Annotated in this window: 22 protein-coding genes; all 22 read right to left on the reverse strand. The window is 67.7% G+C overall.

Annotated elements, in window-relative coordinates; all coding sequences use genetic code 11:
- Positions 1-252: 252 nt before the first annotated feature.
- The gene (locus AB4Y98_RS00390; RefSeq protein WP_442243497.1) at positions 253-2,232 is read right to left on the reverse strand and encodes a chemotaxis protein CheA; all 1,980 of its coding nucleotides are present in this window, start codon (positions 2,230-2,232) and stop codon (positions 253-255) included.
- Positions 2,233-2,277: 45 nt separating this feature from the next.
- Positions 2,278-2,643, reverse strand: a complete 366-nt coding sequence (locus AB4Y98_RS00395) for a response regulator (protein ID WP_025878971.1) — start codon at positions 2,641-2,643, stop codon at positions 2,278-2,280.
- Positions 2,640-2,948, reverse strand: coding sequence for an STAS domain-containing protein (locus AB4Y98_RS00400; protein ID WP_442243498.1), 309 nt, complete (start codon positions 2,946-2,948; stop codon positions 2,640-2,642). The genes AB4Y98_RS00395 and AB4Y98_RS00400 overlap by 4 nt, the downstream gene beginning before the upstream one ends.
- A gap of 94 nt (positions 2,949-3,042) precedes the next feature.
- The gene (locus AB4Y98_RS00405; protein WP_442243499.1) at positions 3,043-4,407 is read right to left on the reverse strand and encodes a chemotaxis protein CheW; all 1,365 of its coding nucleotides are present in this window, start codon (positions 4,405-4,407) and stop codon (positions 3,043-3,045) included.
- Complete coding sequence (locus AB4Y98_RS00410; protein ID WP_032974847.1) at positions 4,404-5,186, reverse strand: ParA family protein; 783 nt, start codon at positions 5,184-5,186, stop codon at positions 4,404-4,406. Before AB4Y98_RS00410 ends, AB4Y98_RS00405 begins: the two co-directional genes overlap by 4 nt.
- 4 nt (positions 5,187-5,190) lie before the next feature.
- Entirely contained in the window at positions 5,191-6,204 is a 1,014-nt protein-coding gene (gene motD / locus AB4Y98_RS00415; RefSeq protein WP_394197718.1) for a flagellar motor protein MotD, read from the reverse strand.
- A gap of 1 nt (position 6,205) precedes the next feature.
- On the reverse strand, positions 6,206-6,946 hold the full coding sequence (locus AB4Y98_RS00420) for a flagellar motor protein (RefSeq protein WP_025878976.1): 741 nt from the start codon (positions 6,944-6,946) through the stop codon (positions 6,206-6,208).
- Positions 6,947-7,072: 126 nt separating this feature from the next.
- Positions 7,073-8,911 carry a chemotaxis protein CheA gene (locus AB4Y98_RS00425; RefSeq protein ID WP_442243500.1) on the reverse strand — a complete coding sequence of 613 codons (1,839 nt, stop codon included), beginning with the start codon at positions 8,909-8,911 and terminating at the stop codon, positions 7,073-7,075.
- Between the two features lie 2 nt (positions 8,912-8,913).
- Positions 8,914-9,519, reverse strand: coding sequence for a protein phosphatase CheZ (locus AB4Y98_RS00430; protein WP_025878978.1), 606 nt, complete (start codon positions 9,517-9,519; stop codon positions 8,914-8,916).
- Positions 9,519-9,911, reverse strand: a complete 393-nt coding sequence (gene cheY, locus AB4Y98_RS00435) for a chemotaxis response regulator CheY (RefSeq protein ID WP_005413247.1) — start codon at positions 9,909-9,911, stop codon at positions 9,519-9,521. Before cheY ends, AB4Y98_RS00430 begins: the two co-directional genes overlap by 1 nt.
- A gap of 19 nt (positions 9,912-9,930) precedes the next feature.
- A complete protein-coding gene (locus tag AB4Y98_RS00440; protein ID WP_025878979.1) occupies positions 9,931-10,674 on the reverse strand; it encodes an RNA polymerase sigma factor FliA in 744 nt (247 codons plus the stop codon).
- Positions 10,671-11,558, reverse strand: a complete 888-nt coding sequence (locus AB4Y98_RS00445; RefSeq protein ID WP_025878980.1) for a MinD/ParA family ATP-binding protein — start codon at positions 11,556-11,558, stop codon at positions 10,671-10,673. Before AB4Y98_RS00445 ends, AB4Y98_RS00440 begins: the two co-directional genes overlap by 4 nt.
- Positions 11,545-13,170 (reverse strand): flagellar biosynthesis protein FlhF, encoded by a 1,626-nt coding sequence (gene flhF / locus AB4Y98_RS00450; protein WP_442243501.1) that lies wholly within the window; start codon positions 13,168-13,170, stop codon positions 11,545-11,547. The genes AB4Y98_RS00445 and flhF overlap by 14 nt, the downstream gene beginning before the upstream one ends.
- 145 nt (positions 13,171-13,315) lie before the next feature.
- Positions 13,316-15,418 carry a flagellar biosynthesis protein FlhA gene (flhA, locus tag AB4Y98_RS00455; protein WP_032974843.1) on the reverse strand — a complete coding sequence of 701 codons (2,103 nt, stop codon included), beginning with the start codon at positions 15,416-15,418 and terminating at the stop codon, positions 13,316-13,318.
- The gene (flhB, locus tag AB4Y98_RS00460; RefSeq protein WP_033831035.1) at positions 15,415-16,545 is read right to left on the reverse strand and encodes a flagellar biosynthesis protein FlhB; all 1,131 of its coding nucleotides are present in this window, start codon (positions 16,543-16,545) and stop codon (positions 15,415-15,417) included. The genes flhA and flhB overlap by 4 nt, the downstream gene beginning before the upstream one ends.
- A gap of 133 nt (positions 16,546-16,678) precedes the next feature.
- Positions 16,679-18,799 (reverse strand): putative bifunctional diguanylate cyclase/phosphodiesterase, encoded by a 2,121-nt coding sequence (locus AB4Y98_RS00465; RefSeq protein ID WP_363733169.1) that lies wholly within the window; start codon positions 18,797-18,799, stop codon positions 16,679-16,681.
- 161 nt (positions 18,800-18,960) lie between these two features.
- Complete coding sequence (gene fliR, locus AB4Y98_RS00470) at positions 18,961-19,752, reverse strand: flagellar biosynthetic protein FliR (protein WP_032974840.1); 792 nt, start codon at positions 19,750-19,752, stop codon at positions 18,961-18,963.
- Positions 19,753-19,768: 16 nt separating this feature from the next.
- Positions 19,769-20,038, reverse strand: coding sequence for a flagellar biosynthetic protein FliQ (locus AB4Y98_RS00475; protein ID WP_005413254.1), 270 nt, complete (start codon positions 20,036-20,038; stop codon positions 19,769-19,771).
- Positions 20,039-20,090: 52 nt separating this feature from the next.
- Positions 20,091-20,870, reverse strand: coding sequence for a flagellar type III secretion system pore protein FliP (gene fliP, locus AB4Y98_RS00480; RefSeq protein ID WP_442243502.1), 780 nt, complete (start codon positions 20,868-20,870; stop codon positions 20,091-20,093).
- A gap of 1 nt (position 20,871) precedes the next feature.
- Positions 20,872-21,279, reverse strand: coding sequence for a flagellar biosynthetic protein FliO (gene fliO, locus AB4Y98_RS00485; protein WP_442243503.1), 408 nt, complete (start codon positions 21,277-21,279; stop codon positions 20,872-20,874).
- Positions 21,276-21,611, reverse strand: a complete 336-nt coding sequence (gene fliN, locus AB4Y98_RS00490) for a flagellar motor switch protein FliN (RefSeq protein ID WP_025878988.1) — start codon at positions 21,609-21,611, stop codon at positions 21,276-21,278. The genes fliO and fliN overlap by 4 nt, the downstream gene beginning before the upstream one ends.
- The gene (gene fliM / locus AB4Y98_RS00495; protein ID WP_025878989.1) at positions 21,608-22,612 is read right to left on the reverse strand and encodes a flagellar motor switch protein FliM; all 1,005 of its coding nucleotides are present in this window, start codon (positions 22,610-22,612) and stop codon (positions 21,608-21,610) included. Before fliM ends, fliN begins: the two co-directional genes overlap by 4 nt.
- Between the last annotated feature and the right edge of the window lie 8 nt (positions 22,613-22,620).

The following is a 22,620-nucleotide window of genomic DNA, read 5'->3' on the forward strand; positions in this document are numbered from 1 at the left end:
ACTTTATGGACCGATGTCACATTTGCTGGCGTAGGGGAAACCAACGGAAAGCAAGCAGTGGCGGGGCTTTCGCAGTGACGGCGTAGTTTCAGGCGAAACCATGCGCCCGATCGGGTTCACGACGCAGGACGACGGAGTTCACAGTTGTGGACGCCGCTGCGTTGCGCGTGGGTACGATTGCTGCCTGCGCCCGCGCGCAAACGAAAACCGCCGCCCCGGAGGGCGGCGGTCAGGTACAACGTGTAGAGCAGTTCAGGCGGCCTGCGGCACCCGCAGCGAACGCACCAGGCCGCCGATGTCGACGATCAGGGCGACGCGGCCATCGCCGAGGATGGTGGCACCGGAGACCCCGCCGATGCGGCGGTAGTTGTTCTCGATGTTCTTCACCACGACCTGCTGCTGGCCGACCAGTTCGTCCACTTCCAGCGCGATCTTCTGGCCATCGCCTTCAACCACCACCACCAGCGATTCACTGCCGGGTGCACGCTGGCCATAGCCGTAGTACTCGCTCAGCGACAGGATCGGCAGGTATTCACCACGCACGCGCAGCACACGGCCTTCGCCGGCCATGCTGCGGATGTCGTCCGGCTGCGGTTGCAGTGCTTCAAGCACGTAGGCCAGCGGCAGGATCAGAGTTTCGCCGGCCACCGCCACGGTCATGCCGTCGAGGATGGCCAGGGTCAACGGCAACCGGATCAGCGTACGGGTGCCGGTGCCGAGGCCGCTTTCAATCTGCACCTCGCCACCCAGCGCCTGTATGTTGCGGCGGACCACGTCCATGCCCACGCCGCGGCCGGACAGATCGGTGACCGCATCGGCGGTGGAGAAGCCGGGCTGGAAGATCAGGTCCCAGACCTGCGAGTCGGTGGGGTTGTCCGGTACGGCCAGGCCGCGTTCCTGCGCCTTGGCCAGGATCTTCTCGCGGTTCAGGCCGCGGCCGTCGTCGCTGACTTCGATGACGATGTGACCGCCCTGGTGCGATGCCGCCAGGGTGATCGTGCCGGTCTCGTCCTTGCCGGCATCGCGACGCACGTCCGGCATTTCCAGGCCGTGGTCGATGGAATTGCGGACCAGATGCACCAGCGGATCGGCGATCTTCTCGATCAGGCCCTTGTCCAGCTCGGTGCCTTCGCCGATGGTGCGCAGGCGCACGTGCTTGCCCAGGCGGCCGGACAGGTCGCGGACCAGGCGCGGGAAACGGCGGAACACTGCGTCGACCGGCAGCATGCGCACGCCGATCACAGCCTCCTGCAGGTCACGGGTATTGCGTTCAAGCAGGTCCAGGCCGGCGAACAGGCTCTCGGCATGGACCGGGTCCAGCGCGTGCGAGACCTGCTTGAGCATGGCCTGGGTGATGACCAGTTCGCCGACCAGGTTGATCAGTGCATCGACCTTGTCGACGCTGACACGGATGGAGGTTTCCGCTTCCTGGTTGCCGCCGGCATTTGCAGCCGGTGCGGCAGCGGCGGGCGCAGGAGCAGCGACCGGCGCGGTGGCCGGTGCTTGGGTGGCCAGGCTTGGCGGTGCGGCCGGACGGATGTCCAGTTCGCAGTCGTCCAGCACCCAGGCGAAGGTATCTTCGATCTTGCTGCGCGGCACCTTGCCGACCAGGCCCAGGTCCCACGCAAGGTGGGCTTCGAGCGGGTCGAGCTGGGCGAAGCCGGGCAGGCGATCCATGCGCGCGGCCACCTGCAGCGAACCCAGGTGTTCCAGTTCGCGGATGATGCGCAACGGGTCGTTGCCACTCATGAACAGTGACGGCGCCGGGGTGAAGCCGATCTGCCAGGCTTCCGGCGTGTCGTCCACCTTGCTGGCGGCAGCGGGTGCAGCGGCGGCGGGTGCCTGGCCGGACAGCACCGCTTCCAGGCGCGCCTTCACCGCAGCAACCGCTGCAGGATCGGCGGGCTGGCCGTGCTCGGCCTCGCGCAACAGGGCGCGCAGTACGTCCACCGACGACAGCATCGCATCGACGGCGTTGCCTTCCAGTGCGCGCTTGCCGGCCCGCAGCTCATCGAGCAGCGTTTCCAGCACATGGGTCAGCCCGGCGATGGCATCGAAGCCGAACGTGCCTGCGCCACCCTTGATGGAGTGGGCGGCACGGAACACCGAGTTGATGATCTCCGGGTCCTGTTGTCCCGATTCCAGGGCCAGCAGGCCAGCCTCCATGGCGTCGAGGCCTTCGCGGCTCTCCTCGAAGAAGGTGGCGTGGAAGCGTTGCAGGTCCATGCTCATGGCAGTGGCGATCCGGAAGCGAAGAGGGGGAGCAGTGCGGGGCGATCAGCCCAGCACTTTCTGCACGGTGGCGACCAGCTGTTCGGGATTGAACGGCTTCACCAGCCAGCCGGTGGCACCGGCGGCCTTGCCTTCGGACTTCTTGTCCGCTGCCGACTCGGTGGTCAGCATCAGCATCGGCGTGAACTTGTAGTCCGGCAGCTGGCGCAGTTCGCGGATCAGCGCGATGCCGTCCATGTTCGGCATGTTGACGTCGGTGACCACCGCATTGAAGCGCTGGCCCTTGGCACGTCCGAGCGCGACCGCGCCGTCTTCAGCTTCTTCGACGGCAAAACCGGCCGAGGTGAGGGCGAAGGAAACCATCTGGCGCATCGACGCCGAATCGTCCACCACCAAGATACGTGCGCTCATGCAGCGTTCTCCACAGATTTCAGGTTGTCATGGGGTACGTCCAGGCCCAGGGCCTGGGTGACGCCCAACAGGCGTGCAGCGTCACGGAAGGTTGCAGTGCAACCGTGGAAGCCGGTGCCCAGGCCTGCCTCGCGGCGGACCTGCACGAAGGCGCACAGCACCTGCATGCTGGCGGTGTGGATGCGGCCGACCTGGCTTGCATCCAGGGTCAGCTCGCCTGCTTCCGCCACCAAGGGCGAAAGGCGGTTCTTGAGCTCGGTGCTGCTCTCGATGCCGAGATCCTCACCCAGTTCGACAGTGCTCATCGTTGCTCCGGACAAACGGTTCCAGCATTCATAACGGCACCGTGGGGCGGTTCTTTAGGGGTATCGGCGCTGCGCGCCGATTCAGAGCACGGATTCACCCCAGCAGCTGCGTGGCGTCGAGCAGGATCATCGGCCGCTGGCTGATGCGGGCCACGCCGCGGAACAGTTCATTGGAGATCTGGCAGATGCGGGCGGTATCGGGTGGCTCGATCTGCGAGTCGGTCAGGTTGGCGACGTCCTCCACGGCCGACACACGCAGGCCCAGGGTCTCGCCGTTCTCCTCAAGCACGACGATGCGGGTCTGCGCGTCATCCTCGGCGGAGGCCGCACCCAGGTGCAGGCCGAGATCCATCACCGGCACCACCTGGCCACGCAGGTTCATGATGCCGAGCATTTCCGGGGCAGTGCCGCGCAGTGGCAGCAACGGCACCGGCAGCACCACTTCCTGCACCTTCAGCAGTTCCAGCGCGTAGGCCTGGGTGCCACAGCGCAGGCGCAGCCAACGCGACGTGCGTTCGCCGGCGCGGCGGTTCTGCGGATGCGGGCTGCTGGCGGGCTGATGCGCCTGGGCCTGCAGCTCCTGCCAGGAACCGGGGCGGTTGCTGGAGGGGGTGTCCACCGCGAACTGCGGCGGCGGTGCGACAGCGGCGCGGGTCATCGATGGCATCGGTGCTGGTGCGGGGCGCGCGGCGGCCTTGGCAACGGCCGGCGCAGCGATGTCAGCAACCACTTCGCCGTCGGCGGCGGCTTCGAAGGCGGCCTGCAATCCGGGGCTGTCGGTGTGCGCCAGGCTGTCGGCGGCGTCGGTTTCGTAGATCACTTCGTCCGGCAGGTCATCCCAGGTGGGTTCCGGCGCGGGCGGTGCGACAGCGGCAGTGGCCACGGGCGCGGTTTCATGGACGACCTCGGCCGGCAAGTCGTCCCAGGTGGGCTCGCGCTCTGTGTCGACCGCAGGCACGTTGGCGGTGTCGAAAGCAGCCTCCAAGGCCGCATCATCATTGGCCGGAGCGGTTGCGACGGCGTCGGTTTCGTAGATCACTTCGGCCGGCAGATCGTCCCAGGTCGGCTCGCGCCCGGTATCGGCCGCAGGCGTGGCAACGGCGTCGAAGGCGGCTTCCAGCGCCGCATCATCATTGGCCGGAGCGGTTGCGACGGCGTCGGTTTCGTAGATCACTTCGGCCGGCAGATCGTCCCAGGTCGGCTCGCGCTCGGTGTCGGCCGCAGGCGTGGCAGCCGCGTCGAATGCGGCTTCGAGCGAAACATCGTCGTTGGCCGGGGCCACTGCGACGGCGTCGGTTTCGTAGACCACTTCGGCCGGCAGATCGTCCCAGGTCGGCTCGCGCTCGCCGTCGGCTGCTGTGCTCGTCGGGCGTGGCGCGGCGTCAGCGGCGACCGGTGCGGCGGCAATGTCGCCGAGCAGCTCGTCCAGATAGTCGTCCAGCATGCCGGTGGTGTTCATGCCGCCTGCTCCAGGGCACGTGCGTCCTCACCGAGGATCCAGTTCAACGCGCGTCGATAGGCCGCCAGGCCGCGTCCCGGGTAGTCCTCGCCGATGCTCGGCAGGGTCAGGCCGGCCGCGTTGCTGATGCGGGTGTCGATCGGAATCGCGTCTTCCCAGACGCGGCTCGCGTGGCGGTCCTGCATGGCGCGCAGCGATTCATTGCCGGTGCGGGTGCGGCGGTCGAACAGCGTCGGCAGGATCGAGATCGGCAGCGGCCGGCGGCGCGAACGCTCGACCATCTCGCCGGTGCGGACCATGCCATCCAGGCCGTGCAGGGCCAACGGCTCGGCCTGGGTAGGGATGATCAGGCGATCGGCCGCGGCCAGTGCGTTGATCATCAGCAGGCCCAGGGTCGGTGCGCAGTCCAGCAGGATGTAGTCGTGCTGGCCCTGGTGGCGGGCGAGCGCGTTCTGCAGGGCCAGGCCGAGGCCAGGCTGGTTGGCGCTGCGTCGTTCCAGCGTGGCCAGCGAGGCCTGCGCGCACACGTAATCGAGTCCGCCGATGTTGCTGGCATGGCTGAGCGCGGAGAGGTCGGCCGGCGGTGCGCCGAACAGTTCCAGCACGCCGGCCGGTGCCGGCTCGATCGGCACGCCGAAGGCGCGGGTCAGCGAGGCATGCGGATCGAGATCGATCAGCAGCACGCGGTGGCCGAGCGCGGCCAGGCCGCGACCGAGGGCGAGGGTGGTGGTGGTCTTGCCGACTCCGCCCTTCTGGTTGGCGACTGCCCAGATGCGCATCGGATTACTCCTTCATTGCCGGGGGAACGGCGGCGCCGACGCGGCTGCCAGCCGGCACCGGTGGCAACTGCACCGGTGCGATGGGGGAAGTGGGGGTGGTGGCCGGTGCGGTGGCGGCCTGTTCGCTGGCGCCGCGGGCAGCGCCGGTGGCGGCATTCAGGCGTTCGCCGAGCGGGTCCACCGAATGACTGGTGTCGGCCAGGATGATGACCATCACCCGCCGGTTGCGATTGCGGCCCTGTGCGCTGTCGTTGTCTTCGCGGGGGCGGAACTGGCCGTAGCCGACCATCGCCAGCCGCGATGGCTGCAGCCCCTGGTCAGCAAACAGATGCACCACGCTGGCCGCGCGCCCGGCCGACAGTTCCCAGTTGGACGGGAAGGTGGCAGTGGCAATCGGCACGTTGTCGGTGTGGCCTTCCACGCGCACGCTGTTGGGCACGTCGCGCAGCACACCGGCCAGGCTGGCCAGGGTGTCGCGCGCATGCACGTCCAGCGCCGCCGAGCCGGTCGGGAACAGGATGTCGCTGTTGATCTCCACTTCGATCCACAGCTCGGTACGGCGCACGCTGATCATGCCGCGGTCGATCAGTGGCGCCAGCGCGGCGGTCAGGCGGTCAGCGATGCTGTTGAGCTGGCGCTCGGCACGCGCGATCTGTTCCTGGTTGTGCACCGACACCGGCATGCGCATCTGCGAGGCCATCGCCGGCAGCAGGGTGGGGTCGTGCGAGGGCGCGGGAGCGGACGGCCCGATCTTGGTGCCGGACTTGATCACCGACGGGCTGTCCCAGCCGCCACCCTGCACCTGCTTGTTGCCCACCTGCACCGGATTGATGGTGCGCGGCGCACCACCGAAGGCATCGGTGAGGGCGTCGGCCATGATCCGGTACTTGCCCTCGTTGACCGAGGAGATCGCGTACATGACCACGAAGAAGGCGAGCAGCAGCGTCATCAGGTCGGCATAGGGGATGGCCCATGCCTCGTGATTGGCGTGCTCTTCGTGGTGCTTGCGGCGGGCCATGTCAGTGCAGGAAGCCGGAGAGGTTGGTTTCGATGTTGCGCGGGTTCTCGCCCTGGGCAATCGAGATCAGGCCTTCGATGACCATTTCGCGGTCGCGGCTGGAATGGGCGATGACGCCCTTCAGCTTGGCGGCGATGGGCAGGAACAGCAGGTTGGCCGAGGCGATGCCGTAGATGGTGGCGGTGAACGCGGCGGCGATGCCGTGGCCGAGCTTGCTCGGGTCGGCGAGGTTCTTCATCACCGCGATCAGGCCGAGCACGGCGCCGATGATGCCCAGCGTGGGCGCATAGATGCCCATGCTTTCAAACACCTTGGCGGCGGCCTGGTCCTGGTGCTCCTGGCTGCCCAGTTCGATCTCCAGCATGTGCCGGATCGATTCCGGTTCAACGCCGTCCACCAGCAGCTGCAGGCCCTTGCGCAGGAACGGGTCCTGCTGTGCTTCCACCTGCGATTCCAGGCCGAGCAGGCCCTGGCGGCGGGCGATGTTGCTCCACTCCACGATCTGCTGGATCAGTTCACGACGGTCGCTGTGCGGCGGCCGCACGACCCAGCGCACGATCTTGAAGGCGTGCTTGAACACCGCTGGCGAGGTGTGCAGCAGGATGGCGGCGATGGTGCCGACGATGACGATCACGAACGCCGCAGGCGACCACAGCGACGCCAGGCCGGCGCCCTTGAGGATGCTGCCACCGACCAGCGAGGCCAGGGCGAGGAAAAGTCCAATGAGGCTGAGTCTATCCATGGGTCCGGTATCGGCTTGTATGAATGGGACTTGAGACACCGGGAGAGTCTGGTGTAACGGAGTTCACAGTTTCTTGTGTCGCCAGGCCTGGCCCGGCGCTACGGTGCGCCGGGTTCAGCAACGAGGTCAGTCGTGTGGGCTGCGCAGCCCGTCCACGTCCAGGATCAGTGCCATGCGACCATCGCCGATCAAGGTTGCACCCGCATAACCACGCAGGCCGCGCAGGGCCTTGGGCAGTGGCTTGATGACCACTTCCTCACGCCCGCGCACCTGGTCCACCACCAACCCGAAGCGTGCCTCACCGGCCTGCAGCACGACGATGGTCAGCAGGGGCGAGGCGGCCGGCGTCACATCCAGCCATTGCCGCAGGTCCACCAGCGCCAGCGTGTGCGAGCGGCGGTCAAGCACGGCGCGACCGTCGAACCAGCCCAGCGAGGTGCGCGGCGCATGCAGCACTTCCATCACACGGGCCAGCGGCAGTGCGTAGACGTCTTCGCCGGCCTGCACCAGCAGGGTCGGCAGGATCGCCAGGGTCAGCGGTACGCGGATCATGAAGCGGCTGCCGCGGCCCAGTTCCGACTGGATCTGGATCTGCCCGCTCAGCTCACGGATGCGCGACTGCACCACGTCCATGCCGACGCCGCGGCCGGAAATGTCGGTGACCTGCTGCTTGGTCGAGAACCCTGGCAGGAACACCAGGTGCAGGCATTCCTCGCTGCTCAGGCGGGCGGCGGCTTCCGGATCGATCAGGCCCTTCTCGCGCGCCTTGGCGCGCAGCTTTTCCGGATCGATGCCGGCACCATCGTCCTGCACTTCGATGCTGACGTAGTCGCCTTCCTGCTGTGCCGACAGGCGCACGTGGCCCATCCGCGGCTTGCCCTGCGCTTCGCGCAGGTCAGGCATTTCCACGCCATGGTCGATGGCGTTGCGGACCAGGTGCACCAGCGGGTCGGCCAGCGCTTCGACCAGGTTGCGGTCGAGCTCGGTTTCGGCGCCGATCAGTTCAAGGTCCACTTCCTTCTTCAGCGAACGCGCAACGTCGCGCGCCACCTTCGGGAAGCGCGAGAACACCTTGCCGACCGGTTGCATGCGGGTGCGCATCACCGCCGACTGCAGGCGCGCGGTGGCGATATCCAGCGTGGACACGGCGCGGTCCAGTTCTTCATCGCGCAGGCGCGTGCGAAGCGTCTTCAACCGGTTTCGTGACAGCACCAGTTCGCCGATCAGGTTGACGATGGCATCCAGGCGCTTGGTGTCCACACGCACGGTGTGTTCGGCTTCGGCGACAGGCTTGTTGGGTGCGGGCTTGGCAGCGGGCGCGGCCGGCGCGGGCGCCGGGCGCGGTGCCGGTACGGCGGCAACCGCTGCGGTGGTGTTGCTGCCCGGGGCGGCGCCGCCATGCAGCTGGTCGAGCAATGCCTCGAACTCGTCCTCGCTGATCATGTCGTCGGCCTTCTTCGCCGCCGCCACCGTTGTCGGCGCCTTGCCGCCGTGCAGCTGGTCGAGCAGGGCCTCGAACTCGTCGTCGGTGATCAGGTCGCCACCGCCCGCACCCGGCGTCGCGGCCGCAGGTGCGGCAGCGCCACCGCCATGCACGTCGAACTGGGCGACCAGTTCGGGCGGGGCAAAGCCCGGCTCGGTGCCCGAAGACACCGCGTCAAGCATCGATTGCAGGTAGTCCAGTGACTGCTGGGCGGCATCGAAGTGATGCGCCTGCAGGACGGCCTGGCCGGCGCGTGCGGCGCCCAGTGCTTCCTCGGCGGCGTGGCACAGCTCGACCATTGCGGTGATGCCGAGGAAACCTGCGCCGCCCTTCAGCGTGTGGTAGCCGCGGAATACCGCATTGAGCTGTTCATTGTCCTGCGGTGCCTGTTCCAGCGACACCAGCTGTTCGCCGAGGCGATCCAGGATCTCCTGGGCCTCGATGATGAAATCGGCAGTGATGTCGTCGGCTACTGCGCCCATGGTTACAGCCCCAGATCCGACAACAGGTCGTCGGCGTCGTTCTGCGAGACCGCATGGCGGTCCAGTCCCTTCAGTGCCGGCCCAGCCAGTTCCGGATCGGTGCGATGCTGTTCCGGCGGCAGGCCGAGCGCGCCGAAGCCTTCGTGCACGCGGCGGACGATGCCCACCACGCGACGGATGATCTGCCCGGTCAGGTCCTGGTAGCTCTGGGTCAGGGCGATCTCGGTGAGGTTGTGGCGGATGCGGTCGAGCTGCACGTCCTGGCCCGGCTGCAGGCCGTCGGCGCGCAGCTGTTCGGTCAGGCTGCGGCACTCTTCGGCCAGGTCCAGGGTGCGGTGGGTAGCCTGTTCGGTCATCGCCACCACGTGGTCCAGGCGCGCGCAGGCATCGTCCAGCTCGCCGGCTTCATCGGGCACGGTCGGCAGTTCGCCCAGCGCCTGGCCCAGCTCGCGGGCCAGCCGCGAAAGGCCGCTCATCATCGGCTGGGTGCGCAGCGCGACCAGGCCGTCGATGCGCTGGCGCCACGCGGCCTCGTCGCCGGATTCCAGTGCATCCAGGGCTTCCTGCAGGCGCAGGGCGAGGGCGCTCTTGTCGACCGTGGTATCCATCAAGCGCTGGCCGCCAGGCGTTCGAAGATCTTGCCGAGCTTCTCTTCCAGCGTCTGTGCGGTGAACGGCTTGATGATGTAACCGTTCACGCCGTTCTGCGCCGCTTCGATGATCTGCTCGCGCTTGGCTTCGGCGGTCACCATCAGCACCGGCAGGGTCTTCAGCTTGGCATCGGCACGGATGGCCTTGAGCAGTTCGATGCCGGTCATCACCGGCATGTTCCAGTCGGTGACCACGAAGTCGAACGGCTGGCTCTGCAGCAGCGACAGCGCGGCATGCCCGTCCTCGGCTTCGGCGGTATTGGTGAAGCCCAGATCGCCCAGCAGGTTCTTGACGATACGACGCATGGTCGAGAAGTCGTCGACGATCAGGATGCGCATGTTCTTGTTCAAAGCAGAGTTCCTTTGTTGATCAGCTCTCGAGGCCGGCGTCGGCCGCCTCGAAAATCTTCAGTCGGCCACGCAGGCGCAGGACCGCCTGGCCGTGGATCTGGCAGACCCGCGACTCGCTCACGCCGAGCACTGCGCCGATCTCTTTCAGGTTCAGTTCCTGCTCGTAGTAGAGCGACAGCACCAGCTGTTCGCGCTCGGGCAGGTGGCCGATGGCATTGCCCAGCTCGCGGCCGAATTCACCGCGCTCCAGCACCTGCTGCGGGGTCGGGCCGCCCTGGGCGACGGTGTCCAGCTCGCCCTGGTCTTCAATGCGCGACTCCAGGCTCAGTACCTGGCCGCGCGAGGCGTCCTCCATCAGGCGCAGGTACTCGGGCAGCGGCATCTCCATCGCGGCGGCCACTTCGGTGGCGCTGGCGGCGCGGCCGGTGCTCTGCTCCAGGCGCCGGATGGTGGCCGCAGCGTCACGTGCACGGCGGTGCACCGAACGCGGTACCCAGTCGCCACGACGGATCTCATCGATCATCGAACCGCGGATGCGGATCGAAGCGTAGGTCTCGAACGAGGCACCCTGGTCGGCGTCGTAGCTGCGCGAGGCTTCGATCAGGCCCATCATGCCGGCCTGGATCAGGTCGTCCACCTCAACGCTGGCCGGCAGGCGTGCGGCCAGATGGTGGGCGATGCGCCGCACCAGGTCCGAGTGCTGGGCGATGACCTCATTGGCCGCCGTGCGCTGGACCTCTCTGTACTGGGCGGCGCCTTTCATGCGGCCACCCCGCGCTGCTTGATGATGCGTTCGAGGAAGAACTCGACGCCGCCGCGCGGCTCGGTCGGTGCCTGCCAGCGGGCGGTGCGGCGGGCGATCTCGGTGATCGCCAGTGCCGACGGGCTGGACGGATAGGCCTTGACCACCGGCTGCTGGCGCTGCACCGACAGGCGCAGCCAGTCGTCCTGCGGCACGCAGCCGAGGTAGTTCAACGAGACATCGGCGAGGAATTTCTCGCAGACGCGGGTCAGCTTCTCGTACAGCACGCGGCCTTCGTTGGGGTCGCGCACCATGTTGGCCACCACCTGGATGCGGTCCACGCCACGTTCGCGCGACAGCACCTTGATCAGCGCATAGGCGTCGGTGATCGAGGCCGGTTCATCGCAGACCACCACCACGGTGTCCTGCGCGGCCTGGCAGAAGGTCAGCACGCCATCGGTGATACCGGCGGCGGTGTCCACCACCATGATGTCCAGCTCGCGCTCCAGTTCGGAGAACACGTTGACCAGGCCGACATGCTCGGCCGGGGCCAGCTCGGCCATGTGCCGGCGGCCGGACGCAGCCGGTACCACCAGCACGCCGTTCGGGCCTTCGATGATCACGTCATCCAGGCTGCAGCGGCCAGCGACCAGGTCGGCCAGGGTGTTGGTGGGGCTCAGGCCCAGGATCACGTCGATGTTGGCCAGGCCCAGGTCGGCGTCCAGCAACAGGGTGCGTTTGCCCATTCCCGCAAGCGCCACGGCCAGGTTGGCCGATACGTTGGTCTTGCCGACGCCGCCCTTGCCGCCGGTCACGGCAATCGTGCGCACAGGGCCGAGCGGCTCGCTGCGGGTCGCCGTCAGCGGGAAGGTGGTGGTCAGCTTGGCGTACTCACGCGACGGCATGGTTCAACTCCGGGTTGCAGGGCATATCGGCCGCGCGGCGCAAATCTTCAAGGCGAAGTACAAGATTGGCTGCACTGGCCCGGTGCAGGTCGTCCGGGACGTCCTGGCCATCGGTCACCCAGGTGATCGGCAGCTTGTGGTCCACTGCCACCGACAGGGCGTTGCCGAAGCGGCCGGTCTCGTCCAGCTTGCTCAGCACCAGGCCCTGCAGGTTGGCCGCGCCGAAGCGGCGGACCACCTCGTCCATGTCGCCGAAGCTGGTGTTGGCCGGCAGTACCAGCAGGGTGCGGACCTGGCGGGCGGCGCGCAGCCACTGCAGCTGGGCGGCCAGCGCACGGTCGCGCGGGCCCAGGCCGGCGGTGTCGATCAGCACCAGCTTGTAGTCCTTCAGGCGTTCCAGCAGCTGGTCCAGGTCGGTGCCGCTGTTGGCCTCGTGCACGGCGATGCCGAGCTGGCGGCCGTAGCCGTACAGCTGTTCGCGGGCGCCGATGCGCATCGTATCGGTGGTGACCAGGGCGACGTCGCGGGCGGCATGGGCTTCGGCGAAGCGCGAGGCCAGCTTGGCGATGGTGGTGGTCTTGCCGGCGCCGGTCGGACCGACCAGGGCGATCACACCGCCTTCCTCCATCGGATCGACCGGGGCGATCGGCAGCTTGCGCGAGATCAGCCCCAGCATCAGGCCGCGGCCGCGATGCGCCTCGGTTTCCAGCGGGATCTGCATGGCCACGTCGCGGGCGATGCCGGCGTCGAAGCCGTACTCGTCCATCAGGTCCAGCGCGGTGGCGCGCACCGGGCTGCCGCGCAGGCGCTCGTCGGTGAAGCGGTTCATCTCGCGCTCGATCACCTGGCGCATGCCGGCCACTTCCTGGCGCAGGTGGCGGATCTCGGCGTCATCGGCGACCAGGGTCAGCGCGGGTGCTGGCGCCAGCGCCGGCATCGGTGCCGGTGCAGCCTCGGTCGGCTGCACGGCGACCGGCGCGTGTGAGGCTTCGACTTCGGGTGCCGTGGTGGCCTGGAGGGCAATCGGCAACGGCGGCGGCGACACCGCCGGCATCTGCGCGCTGTCTTCCAGCGGCGGATCGATCTGGAAGCGGGCGCGGTTCACCGGCGTGGCTGCCGCAGGCGAGGGCGAGGGCGCCACGATGGCGTCGGCAAACGGGGCGAAGATCTGTTCCGGCAGCGTCGAATCATTGACGGCGGCGCGCGCCAGGGTGGCGGCGAAGCCGGTGCTGCCACGCGTCGGCACGATCTCGTCGGCGCTGTCCAGGGTGCGGCCGGTAGCGCCGACGGCGGCGCGGGCGAGGGCGGCAACGGCCGAGGTGGTGGCGGCCACCGGCTCCGGTGCCGGGGTGCTGCTGCGACGGCGGGTGACCGCGGCGATCACTGCGTCGGCGGCGCTGCGCGGCTTCGGCGCGGGCGGCGGTGCCACGTCGCGGCGCGACGCTTCCAGGGCGCGCTGCACGGCGCTCTCATCGTAGTTGGCGGCGGCCACGATCTCGATGCCTTCCTCGATCCGGCGGTTGGACAGGATCACGGCATCAGGACCATGTTCCTTGCGCACCAGGTTCATGGCCGAGCGCATGTCGGCGGCGACGAATCGTTTGATTTTCATGCTGTGGTCACGGGACGAAGTCGGCGGAGTGGCGGTCGGAGAACGCGGATGGTCGGTGGTCTGCACGGTTCGGGTTCCCCTTGGAATCTGTCTGTTGCGGGTGTTTGAAAGTGGTGTCTGTTTTCTGGCGCGTTGCAGGGCGGCGTCAGCTGATCGTTCCGACCAGCTTCAGGCGCTTGTCCTCCGGCACCTCGCTGTAGGCCAGGACCGACAGCGACGGAACGCTGTGGCGGACCAGGCGGGCCAGCGCGGCTCGCACCGGGCCAGGTACCAGCACCACCGCGGGCTCGTTGCGGGCTTCCTGCTTGCTGACACATTCGGCCAGGCTCTGGTGCAGTCGCTCAGCGAGTCCGGGTTCCAGCGCGGCGCCGTTGCCCTGCGTGGACTCCTGCAAGACACGTTCCAATTGCGGGTTGAGGGTAAACACCGGCAGCTCCGCCGACATTCCGGCGATCTCCTGCACGATGAAGCGGCCCAGTGCGGTGCGCACGGCGGCGGTCAGCGTGGCCGGGTCCTGGCTGTGCGGGGCGTGTTCGACCAGTGCTTCGGCGATCTTGCGCAGCTGGCGGATCGGAATGCGCTCGACCAGCAGGTTCTGCAGCACGCGCACCACCGCCGACAGCGGCAGCGCTTTCGGCGTCAGATCTTCGACGAGCTTGGGCGCGCTCTTGGCCAGGTTGGCCAGCAGGTGCTGCACTTCCTCGTGGCCGAGCAGTTCCGGTGCGTGCTCGCGGATCAGGTGCGAAAGGTGGGTGGCCACCACCGTGGCCGGGTCGACCACGGTATAGCCCAGGGTTTCGGCCTGGGCGCGCTGGTGTGGCTGGATCCAGGTCGCGTCCAGTCCGAAGGCCGGGTCCTTGCCCGCGATGCCCTCCAGCGGACCGAGGGCACTGCCCGGGTCCAGCGCCAGTTCGCGGTCGGGATGGATCTCGGCAGTGGCCACCGGCACGCCATGCACCAGTACCCGGTAGCCGTTGGCCGGCAGTTCCAGGTTGTCGCGGATGTGGACCGAGGGAATCAGGAAGCCGACGTCCTGGGTCAGCTTGCGGCGCACGCCCTTGATGCGCGGCATCAGCTCGCCGCCCTGGTTGCTGTCCACCAGCGAAATCAATCGATAGCCCACTTCCAGGCCCAGCGGATCGACCGGGCGCAGCTCGTCCCAGCTCAGTTCCGCGGTGGGTGCGGGGGCCGCGGGGCGGCCAAGCGCGTTCAGTGCGTTGGCGTCGCCTGCAGCGGTGTCGGCCTGCGCCGGCACCAGGCCCTTGCGGTACACCTTCCAGGCGATGAAGCCGAGGATGGCCGCCAGCGTCAGGAAAGCGACGTTGGGCATGCCCGGCACCAGGCCGACCACGCCGAGGATGCCGGCGGTGATGGCCAGTGCACGGTACTGGCCGAACACCTGGCCGGTCATCGCCTGCGCCATGTCCTGCGAGCGCGAGGCACGGGTAACCAGCATCGCCACCGCGCTGGAGACCAGCAGCGCTGGCAGCTGCGCCACCAGACCGTCACCGATCGACAGCAGGGTGTAGGTGGCGGCGGCATCGCCGAACGGCATGCCATGCTGCAGCACGCCCACGGCCAGGCCGCCCAGCATGTTGATGAACAGGATCAGGATGCCGGCGATCGCGTCGCCGCGGATGAACTTGCTGGCACCGTCCATCGCACCGTAGAAGTCGGCTTCCTCGCGTACTTCCTCGCGGCGCAGCTTGGCTTCCTCGCGCGTCAGCAAACCGGCGTTGAGGTCGGCGTCGATCGCCATCTGCTTGCCGGGCATGGCGTCGAGGATGAAGCGCGCGGTCACTTCCGAGACGCGGCCGGCGCCCTTGGTGATGACCACGAAATTGATGATGGTCAGGATCGCGAACACCACGATGCCGACGGCGTAGTTGCCGCCGATCACGAACTCGCCGAATGCGGCAATCACCTTGCCGGCCGCTTCGTGGCCGTTCTGGCCATTGAGCAGGATCACGCGGGTGGAGGCCACGTTCAGCGCCAGCCGCAGCATGGTGGTGATCAGCAGCACGATCGGGAAGATGGTGAAGTCCAGCGGGCGCTTCACGTAGACCACCGCCAGCAGCACCATCAGCGAGATGGCGATGTTGAAGGTGAACAGCGCATCGAGCACCGGCGCGGCCAGCGGCACCACGACCATGGCCAGCAGGGCGAGCACGATCAGAGGTGCGCCAAGGCCCTGGCGGATCATTTCAAGCGCGCGGCGGGTATTGAAGCTGGATGCCTGGGCGCTCATGGACGGCCCCCGTTGCCGAACTCATCAACCTGGATGTGCGGCGTGGACGGCATCGGGCCGGTCCGCCAGCTGCGCAGCTGGTAGACGTAAGAGAGGACCTGGGCGACGGCTGAATACAGTCTCACGGGGATTTCCTTGCCGAGTTGGCCTTCCCGATACAAGGCGCGTGCCAAAGGCGGGGCAGAGACGATGGCGACCTTGTTGCCGTCGGCCACTTCACGGATGCGCAGGGCGGTTTCATCCACGCCCAGGGCGACCACGGTGGGGGCATTCATGGCCCCGCCTTCGTACTTCAGGGCCACCGCATAGTGGGTGGGGTTGACCACCACCACGTCGGCAGTGGGGACCGCCTCCATCATCCGGCGGTTGGCCATCTGCTGCTGCAGCTGGCGGATGCGGCCCTTCACTTCCGGGCTGCCTTCGCTTTCCTTCATCTCCCGGCGCAGCTCCTCGCGGGTCATCTTCAGCTTGCGCATCCAGTTCCAGCGCTGGTACGGCGCGTCGATGGCGGCCAGCACCAGCATCGCCCCGGCGGTGGCCAACAGCAGCCGCAGGGTGAAGCCCAGGCCGTCACCGATGGCCGTTTCCAGCGGCTGGTGGATCAGCCCGCGCAGGGTGTTGAAGCTGGTCCAGACCACCATGCCGGCGGCGACGCCGACGAAGGCCACCCGCAGCAGCGACTTGATGAACTCGGCGATGGCTTCGGGGCCATACAGGCGCTTGAGCCCGCTCATCGGGTTCATGCGGTTGATGTCGGGCATCATCGCCTTGGCCGACCAGCGCAGGCCGCCCATCACCACCGGTGCAAGGAAACTGGCCAGCAGGCAGACCAGCACCAGCGGAGCGATCACCCACATCAGCTGCAGCAGCAGGTCGCCGAAGTGGCCGAACAGCGCCTTCGGGTGCTGGCGCAGGCTCTGCTCGGGGCTGAGCGCATGGCGCATCCAGGCGCTGGCGCCGCTGGCCATCGAGCCGCTCATGGCCATCACCGCGATCACCCCGGCGCCGAACACGGCGGCCGTGCCCAGTTCACGCGAGCGCGGCAGGTTGCCCTGTTCGCGGGCGTCGCGCAGGCGTTTTTCTGTCGGTTGTTCGGTTTTTTCGCCGGCGGATTCGTTCTCGGACATCACAGGCACTGCAGCAGGGGATGCCGGAGTGCGTGCAAGAATCGTTCCGTCACGGCGGCGCGGGGCATCCACGCATGGCGTGGATCTACCGGGTTTGGGTCCACGGGAAGGGCCATCCACGCATGGCGTGGATCTACTGGGGATTACGGGGGCTGGCCAGCTCCACCCGTGGCCGCGGCAGGTCGTGCAGCTGCATGAAGCGGGCCGCGTCCACCGGGCGGCCCAGCAGGAAGCCCTGCAGGTAGTCGCAGCCGAGGCGCTCCAGGTAGGCGCGCTGCGCGGCGGTTTCCACGCCCTCGGCCACGATGTCCATGTCCAGCGCATGGCCCAGCGCAACGATGGCCGACACGATCACCACGTCTTCGGCGCTGTGTTCCAGGTCGCGCACGAATGCGTGGTCGATCTTGATTTCGGTGGCCGGCAGGCGCTTGAGGTACAGCAGGCTGGAGTAGCCGGTGCCGAAATCATCGATCGAGATGCCCACGCCCAAGGCGGAGAAGCTCTGCAGCAGGCGCAGGCTGGTATCGGTATCGCGCATCACAGTGCTTTCGGTGATCTCCAGCACCAGGTTGCGCGGGGCGATCGCGTAGCGCTCGATCACCTCGCGCACGTCCTGCAGCAGGTGCGGCGAACTGAACTGCACCGGTGACAGGTTCACCGACATCGTCCAGCCTTCGTGGCCGGCATCGTGCCACTGCCGCAGCTGCTGGCAGGCCTGGTCCAGCGCCCAGCGGCCGATCTCGTTGATCGCGCCACTGCGCTCGGCCAGGCGGATGAAGCGGTCCGGCGGAATCAGGCCCTGTTCCGGATGACGCCAGCGGATGAGTGCTTCGGCACCGGCCACCTTCTGCGTAGCCACGCGGATCTTCGGCTGGTAATGCAGGAACAGCTGTTCGCTGCCGATTGCCCGCCGCAGGTCGGCCAGCAGGCGGAACTGCTGCTCGGCGCTGTCGTTCATCCAGTCGGCGAACAGCACGAACGCGTTGCGGCCCGACTCCTTGGCCTGGTACATCGCCGCATCGGCAAAGGCCATCAGCTGGCGTTCGCTGGCGGCATGGTCGGGGCATATCGCGATGCCGATGCTGGCGGTCACCTGCAGTTCGTTGTCCGGCAGCAGCGGGCCGCTGCCCACTGCCTGCAGGATGCGACGGGCCAGGGTAGGCAGGTCCTCGTCATGCTCGATACGCACCACCAGCACGAATTCGTCGCCACCCAGCCGTGCCAGCAGGTCGTGCGGCCGCAGCAGCTGGCGGGTGCGTTCTGCCACGGCCACCAGCAGCGCGTCGCCGGCCTGGTGGCCATAGGCATCATTGACCTGCTTGAAGCCATCCAGGTCCATGAACATCACCGCGAAGCGGCTGCCGCCCTGTTCGGCCTCGGCCAGGGCCTGCACGATGCGCCGCTGCAGCAGCAGCCGGTTCGGCAGACGGGTGAGGGGGTCGTGGAGCGCGGCCTGGGTCAGTTCCTGCTGGGCGTCGGTCAACGAGGTGCTGAGCAGCGAATTGCGCAGGCGCAACAGCTGCGCCTCCACCCGCTGGTCCAGCCAGGACACCACCAGCACCACCGCCAGGATCGCCACGGTCAGCACCACCACAAGCATCGCCAGCCAGTTGTTCTGCAGGCCATCGCCCACCGCTGCGCCGCAGACGCTGCCCTCGGGGAAACGGGCGGCAGCCATGCCGGTGTAGTGCATGCCGACGATGGCCAGGCCAAGCAGGCCGGCGGCGGCCAGGCGGTCGCCGATGCGGGTGTGCTGCGCGCGCAGGCGGAAGGCCACGTACAAGGCAGTCCACGACGCGGCCACAGCGACCAGCAGCGACAGCAGCAGCCACACCGGCTGGTAGTCGATGCCCGGTTGCATGCGCATCGCGGCCATGCCCACGTAGTGCATGCTGGCGATGCCGCTGCCCATCAGCAGCGCACCGCCGGCCAGGCGAGGATGGGGCAGGGTGCGCAGCGATACCAGCCAGAGCGCGAACACCGACGAGCCGATTGCCAGTGCCAGCGACAGCAGGGTGATGGGCAGGTCGTAGCCCAGTGGAATGGGCAGGTCGAAGGCGAGCATGCCGATGAAGTGCATCGACCAGATGCCCAGCCCCATCGCAAAACCGCCGCCCAGGCGCCACCACCAGGTCGCGCCCTTGCCGGGCGCGGTGACGGTGCGCCCAGCCATCGCCAGTGCGGTGTAGGACGCCATCACTGCAACCAGCAATGAGGTCGCCACCAGCCACGGGTTGTACGTGCCTACCAGCATTCGTCAGTCTCCCGGACCTGCCTGTCAACGGAAAAACTACGGTGGGGCATGCGTAAGGCGGGCGACCAGGGCCGCCGGTTGCAGCGTCCCCCCGGTCGCTGCCCATTCACTCTAACGCGGGCACCGGGGGGGACGGCAAGCAGCAAAACGTGACGACCGCGTCAGCGGGTCACCGCACCGGCCGCCTGGAAGGCGGCATCGAACAGGCGCTGCACCGGTGGCCCCATTTCGCCGACCAGCAGGGTCAGCAGGAACAGGCCCAGCAGCAGCGAGACCGGCAGGCCCAGCTGGATCGGATTCAGCGCCGGCGCGGCGCGGGCCAGCACGCCGAAGGCCAGGTTGACCGCCAGCATCGCCACGGTCAGCGGGATGGCCAGGGTCAGCGCGCCGCGCAGCACGGTCAGCAGGAAGGTCGGGGCGATGCTGAAGAAGGCGTGCGGGTCGGGCAGGGGCGCGCCGATGGGCAGGGCGCGATAGCTGTCCACCACCAGCGAGATCAACGCCAGATGGCCGTTGGCGGTGAAGAACAGCAGGCCGAACAGCAGATAGAACCATTGGCCGATGACACCGGAGGTGCCGCCGCGCAGCGGGTCACTCATCTGCGCAAACGCCAGGCCGGTGCCCTGCGCGACCAGCTCGCCGGCCATCGCGCCGGCCTCGAACACCAGCCGCAGCATGAAACCGATGGCCACGCCGATCGCCAGCTCGCGGGCGATGGTCAGCACGGTGGCGGCGTCGAAGCCGGTCCAGTCCGGTACCGGCGGCAGCAGGGGCGCCAATGCAATGGCCAGGGTGCCGGCCAGCATCACGCGCACCCGGCCGGGCACGGCACGGGTACCGATCATCGGCATTGCCATGGCCACCGCGCCGATGCGCAGCATGGTCCACAGCACGGTGCCGATCATGCCGAAGGCGTTCAGGCCGTCGGCAGCCATCTGGGTGGCGGCATCCATCTGCGTGCGCGTCCGTCTAGCCGATCAGGTGCGGGATGCGCTGGAACAGCAGCGTGGTGAATTCGACCAGATGGCCGATCAACAGGCTGCCCAGTGCGAACAACACGGCAGTGAGCGCTGCGGCCTTGGCAACGAAGGCGATGGTGGGCTCGTTGAGCTGGGTCGCGGCCTGCACCACGCCCACTACAACGCCGACCACCAGTACGGTCAGCAGCAGCGGGCCGGCCACCCAGAGTACGGTGATCAGGCCGCCACGCAGTTCGGTCAGGGCAAGTTCGGGGGACATCGTCGTTCCGTTGTGTGTATGTAGAGCCGAGCCATGCCCGGCTGCCCTGCAATCAAGCCGGATTGAAGCTCGCCGCCAGCGTGCCGACGGTCAGCACCCAGCCGTCCACCAGCACGAACAGCAGGATCTTGAACGGTGCGGAGACCAGCATCGGCGACAGCATCATCATGCCCATCGACATCAGCACACTGGCCACGACCAGGTCGATGATCACGAACGGAATGAAGATCAGGAAGCCGATCTCAAAGGCGGTCTTCAGTTCGCTGGTGACGAACGAGGCGACCAGCACCGGGAACGGAATCGCATCGGGGTTGGCGTAGGTGCCGTGGCCGGCGATGCCGGCGAAGGTCATCAGGTCGGTCTCGCGGATCTGCGCCAGCATGAAGGCACGCAGCGGCGTGGTGCTCAGCGTCCAGGCGGTCTGGAAGTCGATCTCGCCATTGAGGTACGGCGCCATGCCGGTGCTCCAGGCCTTGTCCCAGGTCGGCAGCATGATCATCGCGGTGAGGAACAGGGCCAGGCCCAGCAGGACCTGGTTGGACGGGGTCTGGCCGGTGCCCAGTGCCTGCCGCAGCAGGCCCAGCACGATGATGATGCGGGTGAAGGAGGTCAGCACCAGCAGCATCGACGGGATCAGGGTGATCGCCGTCATCAACAGCAGCGTCTGCAGCGGCAGGCTGACCGGCGCACCGCCGATCTTGCCGACGTTGATGTCCGGCAGCGGCGTGGTCGGCGCGCCCGGGGCGGCGAACGCCAACGCAGGCAGCAGGCACAGGGCGATCAGGCTCAGCCACGGCAGCAGGGTGGCAAGACGGGAACGGGTCACACGCATGTCAGGGGTCCTTGCGCAGCCGCTGTTGCAGCAGCTGGGCGAAATTCGGCAGGTTCTTCAGGTCGGGTACGCGCACCGGCGCAGGCGGTGGCAGCGGCTCGGGCAGGGTGTGCAGGGCGTTGATGCCACCGGCGGTGACGCCCAGCAGCAGTTGCTGGCCATTGACCTCGACCACCACCACGCGTTCCTTGGCGCCGACATTCAGGCTCGCCACCAGCTTCATGCCCTCGACCGGGCGGAAGCCGCTGCCGGGCAAGCGCTTGAGCAGCCAGCCCAGGCCGATGACCAGGGCCAGCACTGCCAGCAGGGCCAGCACCGCACCGAACAGGCTCGGTGCGGCCGGCGCATGCTGGCCGATCTGCGGGGCCGTCTTGGCGACGGCCAGGGTGGTGGCGGCGAGCAGGCTCAACGCAGTCTCCGGATCCGCTCGCTGGGACTGACCACATCGGTCAGGCGCACGCCGAAGCGGTCGTTGATCACCACCACTTCGCCATGGGCGATCAGCGTGCCGTTGACGAACACGTCCAGCGATTCGCCGGCGCCCCGTTCCAGCTCAACCACCGAACCCTGGTTGAGCTGCAGCAGGTTGCGGATCGGCAGGCGGGCGCGGCCGACTTCCAGCGACAGCGTCACCGGCACATCGAGGATCACGTCCAGGTTCAAATCCGGGCCGGTCGCTTCATCGGCCTGCAGGTTGCTGAACTGGGCCGGGGTCGGTTCGAGGGCGTCGATATCGTTCATTGCGGGTCTTCTTGGATGACGGGTACGCGCGGACGGGTGCCCGGCGGATGGGTAGCGGTGATCTTTACGGCGTTCATGCCGTTGGCGACGCCGAACTCACCGGTGAACACCGGGATGTTCTCCACGCACAGCGGCACCTGCGGGCTCAGGTCGATCGGCAGGATGTCGCCGACCTTCAGCCGGGTCAGGTCGCGCAGGGTCATGCGCTTGCTGGCCAGTACGCTGGACAGGGTGACTTCGGCCACGTTGAGCTGCTCGCGCAGGGTGCGGCCCCAGCTCTCGTCGCGGTCGTTGCGGTCGCTCTGGATGCCGGCGTCGAGCAGTTCGCGGATCGGCTCCAGCATCGAGTAGGGCAGGGTCACGTGGATGTCACCGCCACCGCCGTCGAGTTCGACATGCAGGCGGCACACCACCACGTACTCGCGCGGCGTCACGATGTTGGCGAAGTGCGGGTTGATCTCCGAGTTGATGTACTCGAATTCCACGTCCATCACCGGTGCCCACGCTTCACGCAGGTCGGCGAAGGTCTGCTTCAGCAGCAGGTGGATCACTCGCATTTCGGTTGCGGTGAATTCRCGACCTTCGATGCGCGTCGGATAGCGCCCGTCGCCACCGAAGAAGTTGTCGACGATGGCGAACACCAAGGTCGGTTCGAACACGATCAGGCCGGTGCCGCGCAGTGGCTTGAAGCGGATCAGGTTCAGGTTGGTCGGCACATACAGCGAGTGCATGTAGTCGTTGAACTTGATCAGCTCGATGCCGCGCACGGACAGTTCGGCCGAACGCCGGATCAGGTTGAACAGGCCGATCCGCCACAGGCGCGCAAAACGCTCGTGGACCATTTCCAGGGTCGGCATGCGACCGCGGATGATGCGGTCCTGGCTGGCGAAATCGTAGGAGCGTGCTTCGCCACTGGGGGCGTCCGGCTCGGTTTCGACCGCGCCACTGTCCACGCCATGCAACAGGGCATCGATCTCATCCTGGGACAGCAGGTCATTCATCGGGGAGC

The sequence above is a fragment of the Stenotrophomonas sp. 2YAF26 genome, from assembly GCF_052114625.1.
In the GTDB taxonomy this organism is placed as follows: domain Bacteria; phylum Pseudomonadota; class Gammaproteobacteria; order Xanthomonadales; family Xanthomonadaceae; genus Stenotrophomonas; species Stenotrophomonas indicatrix.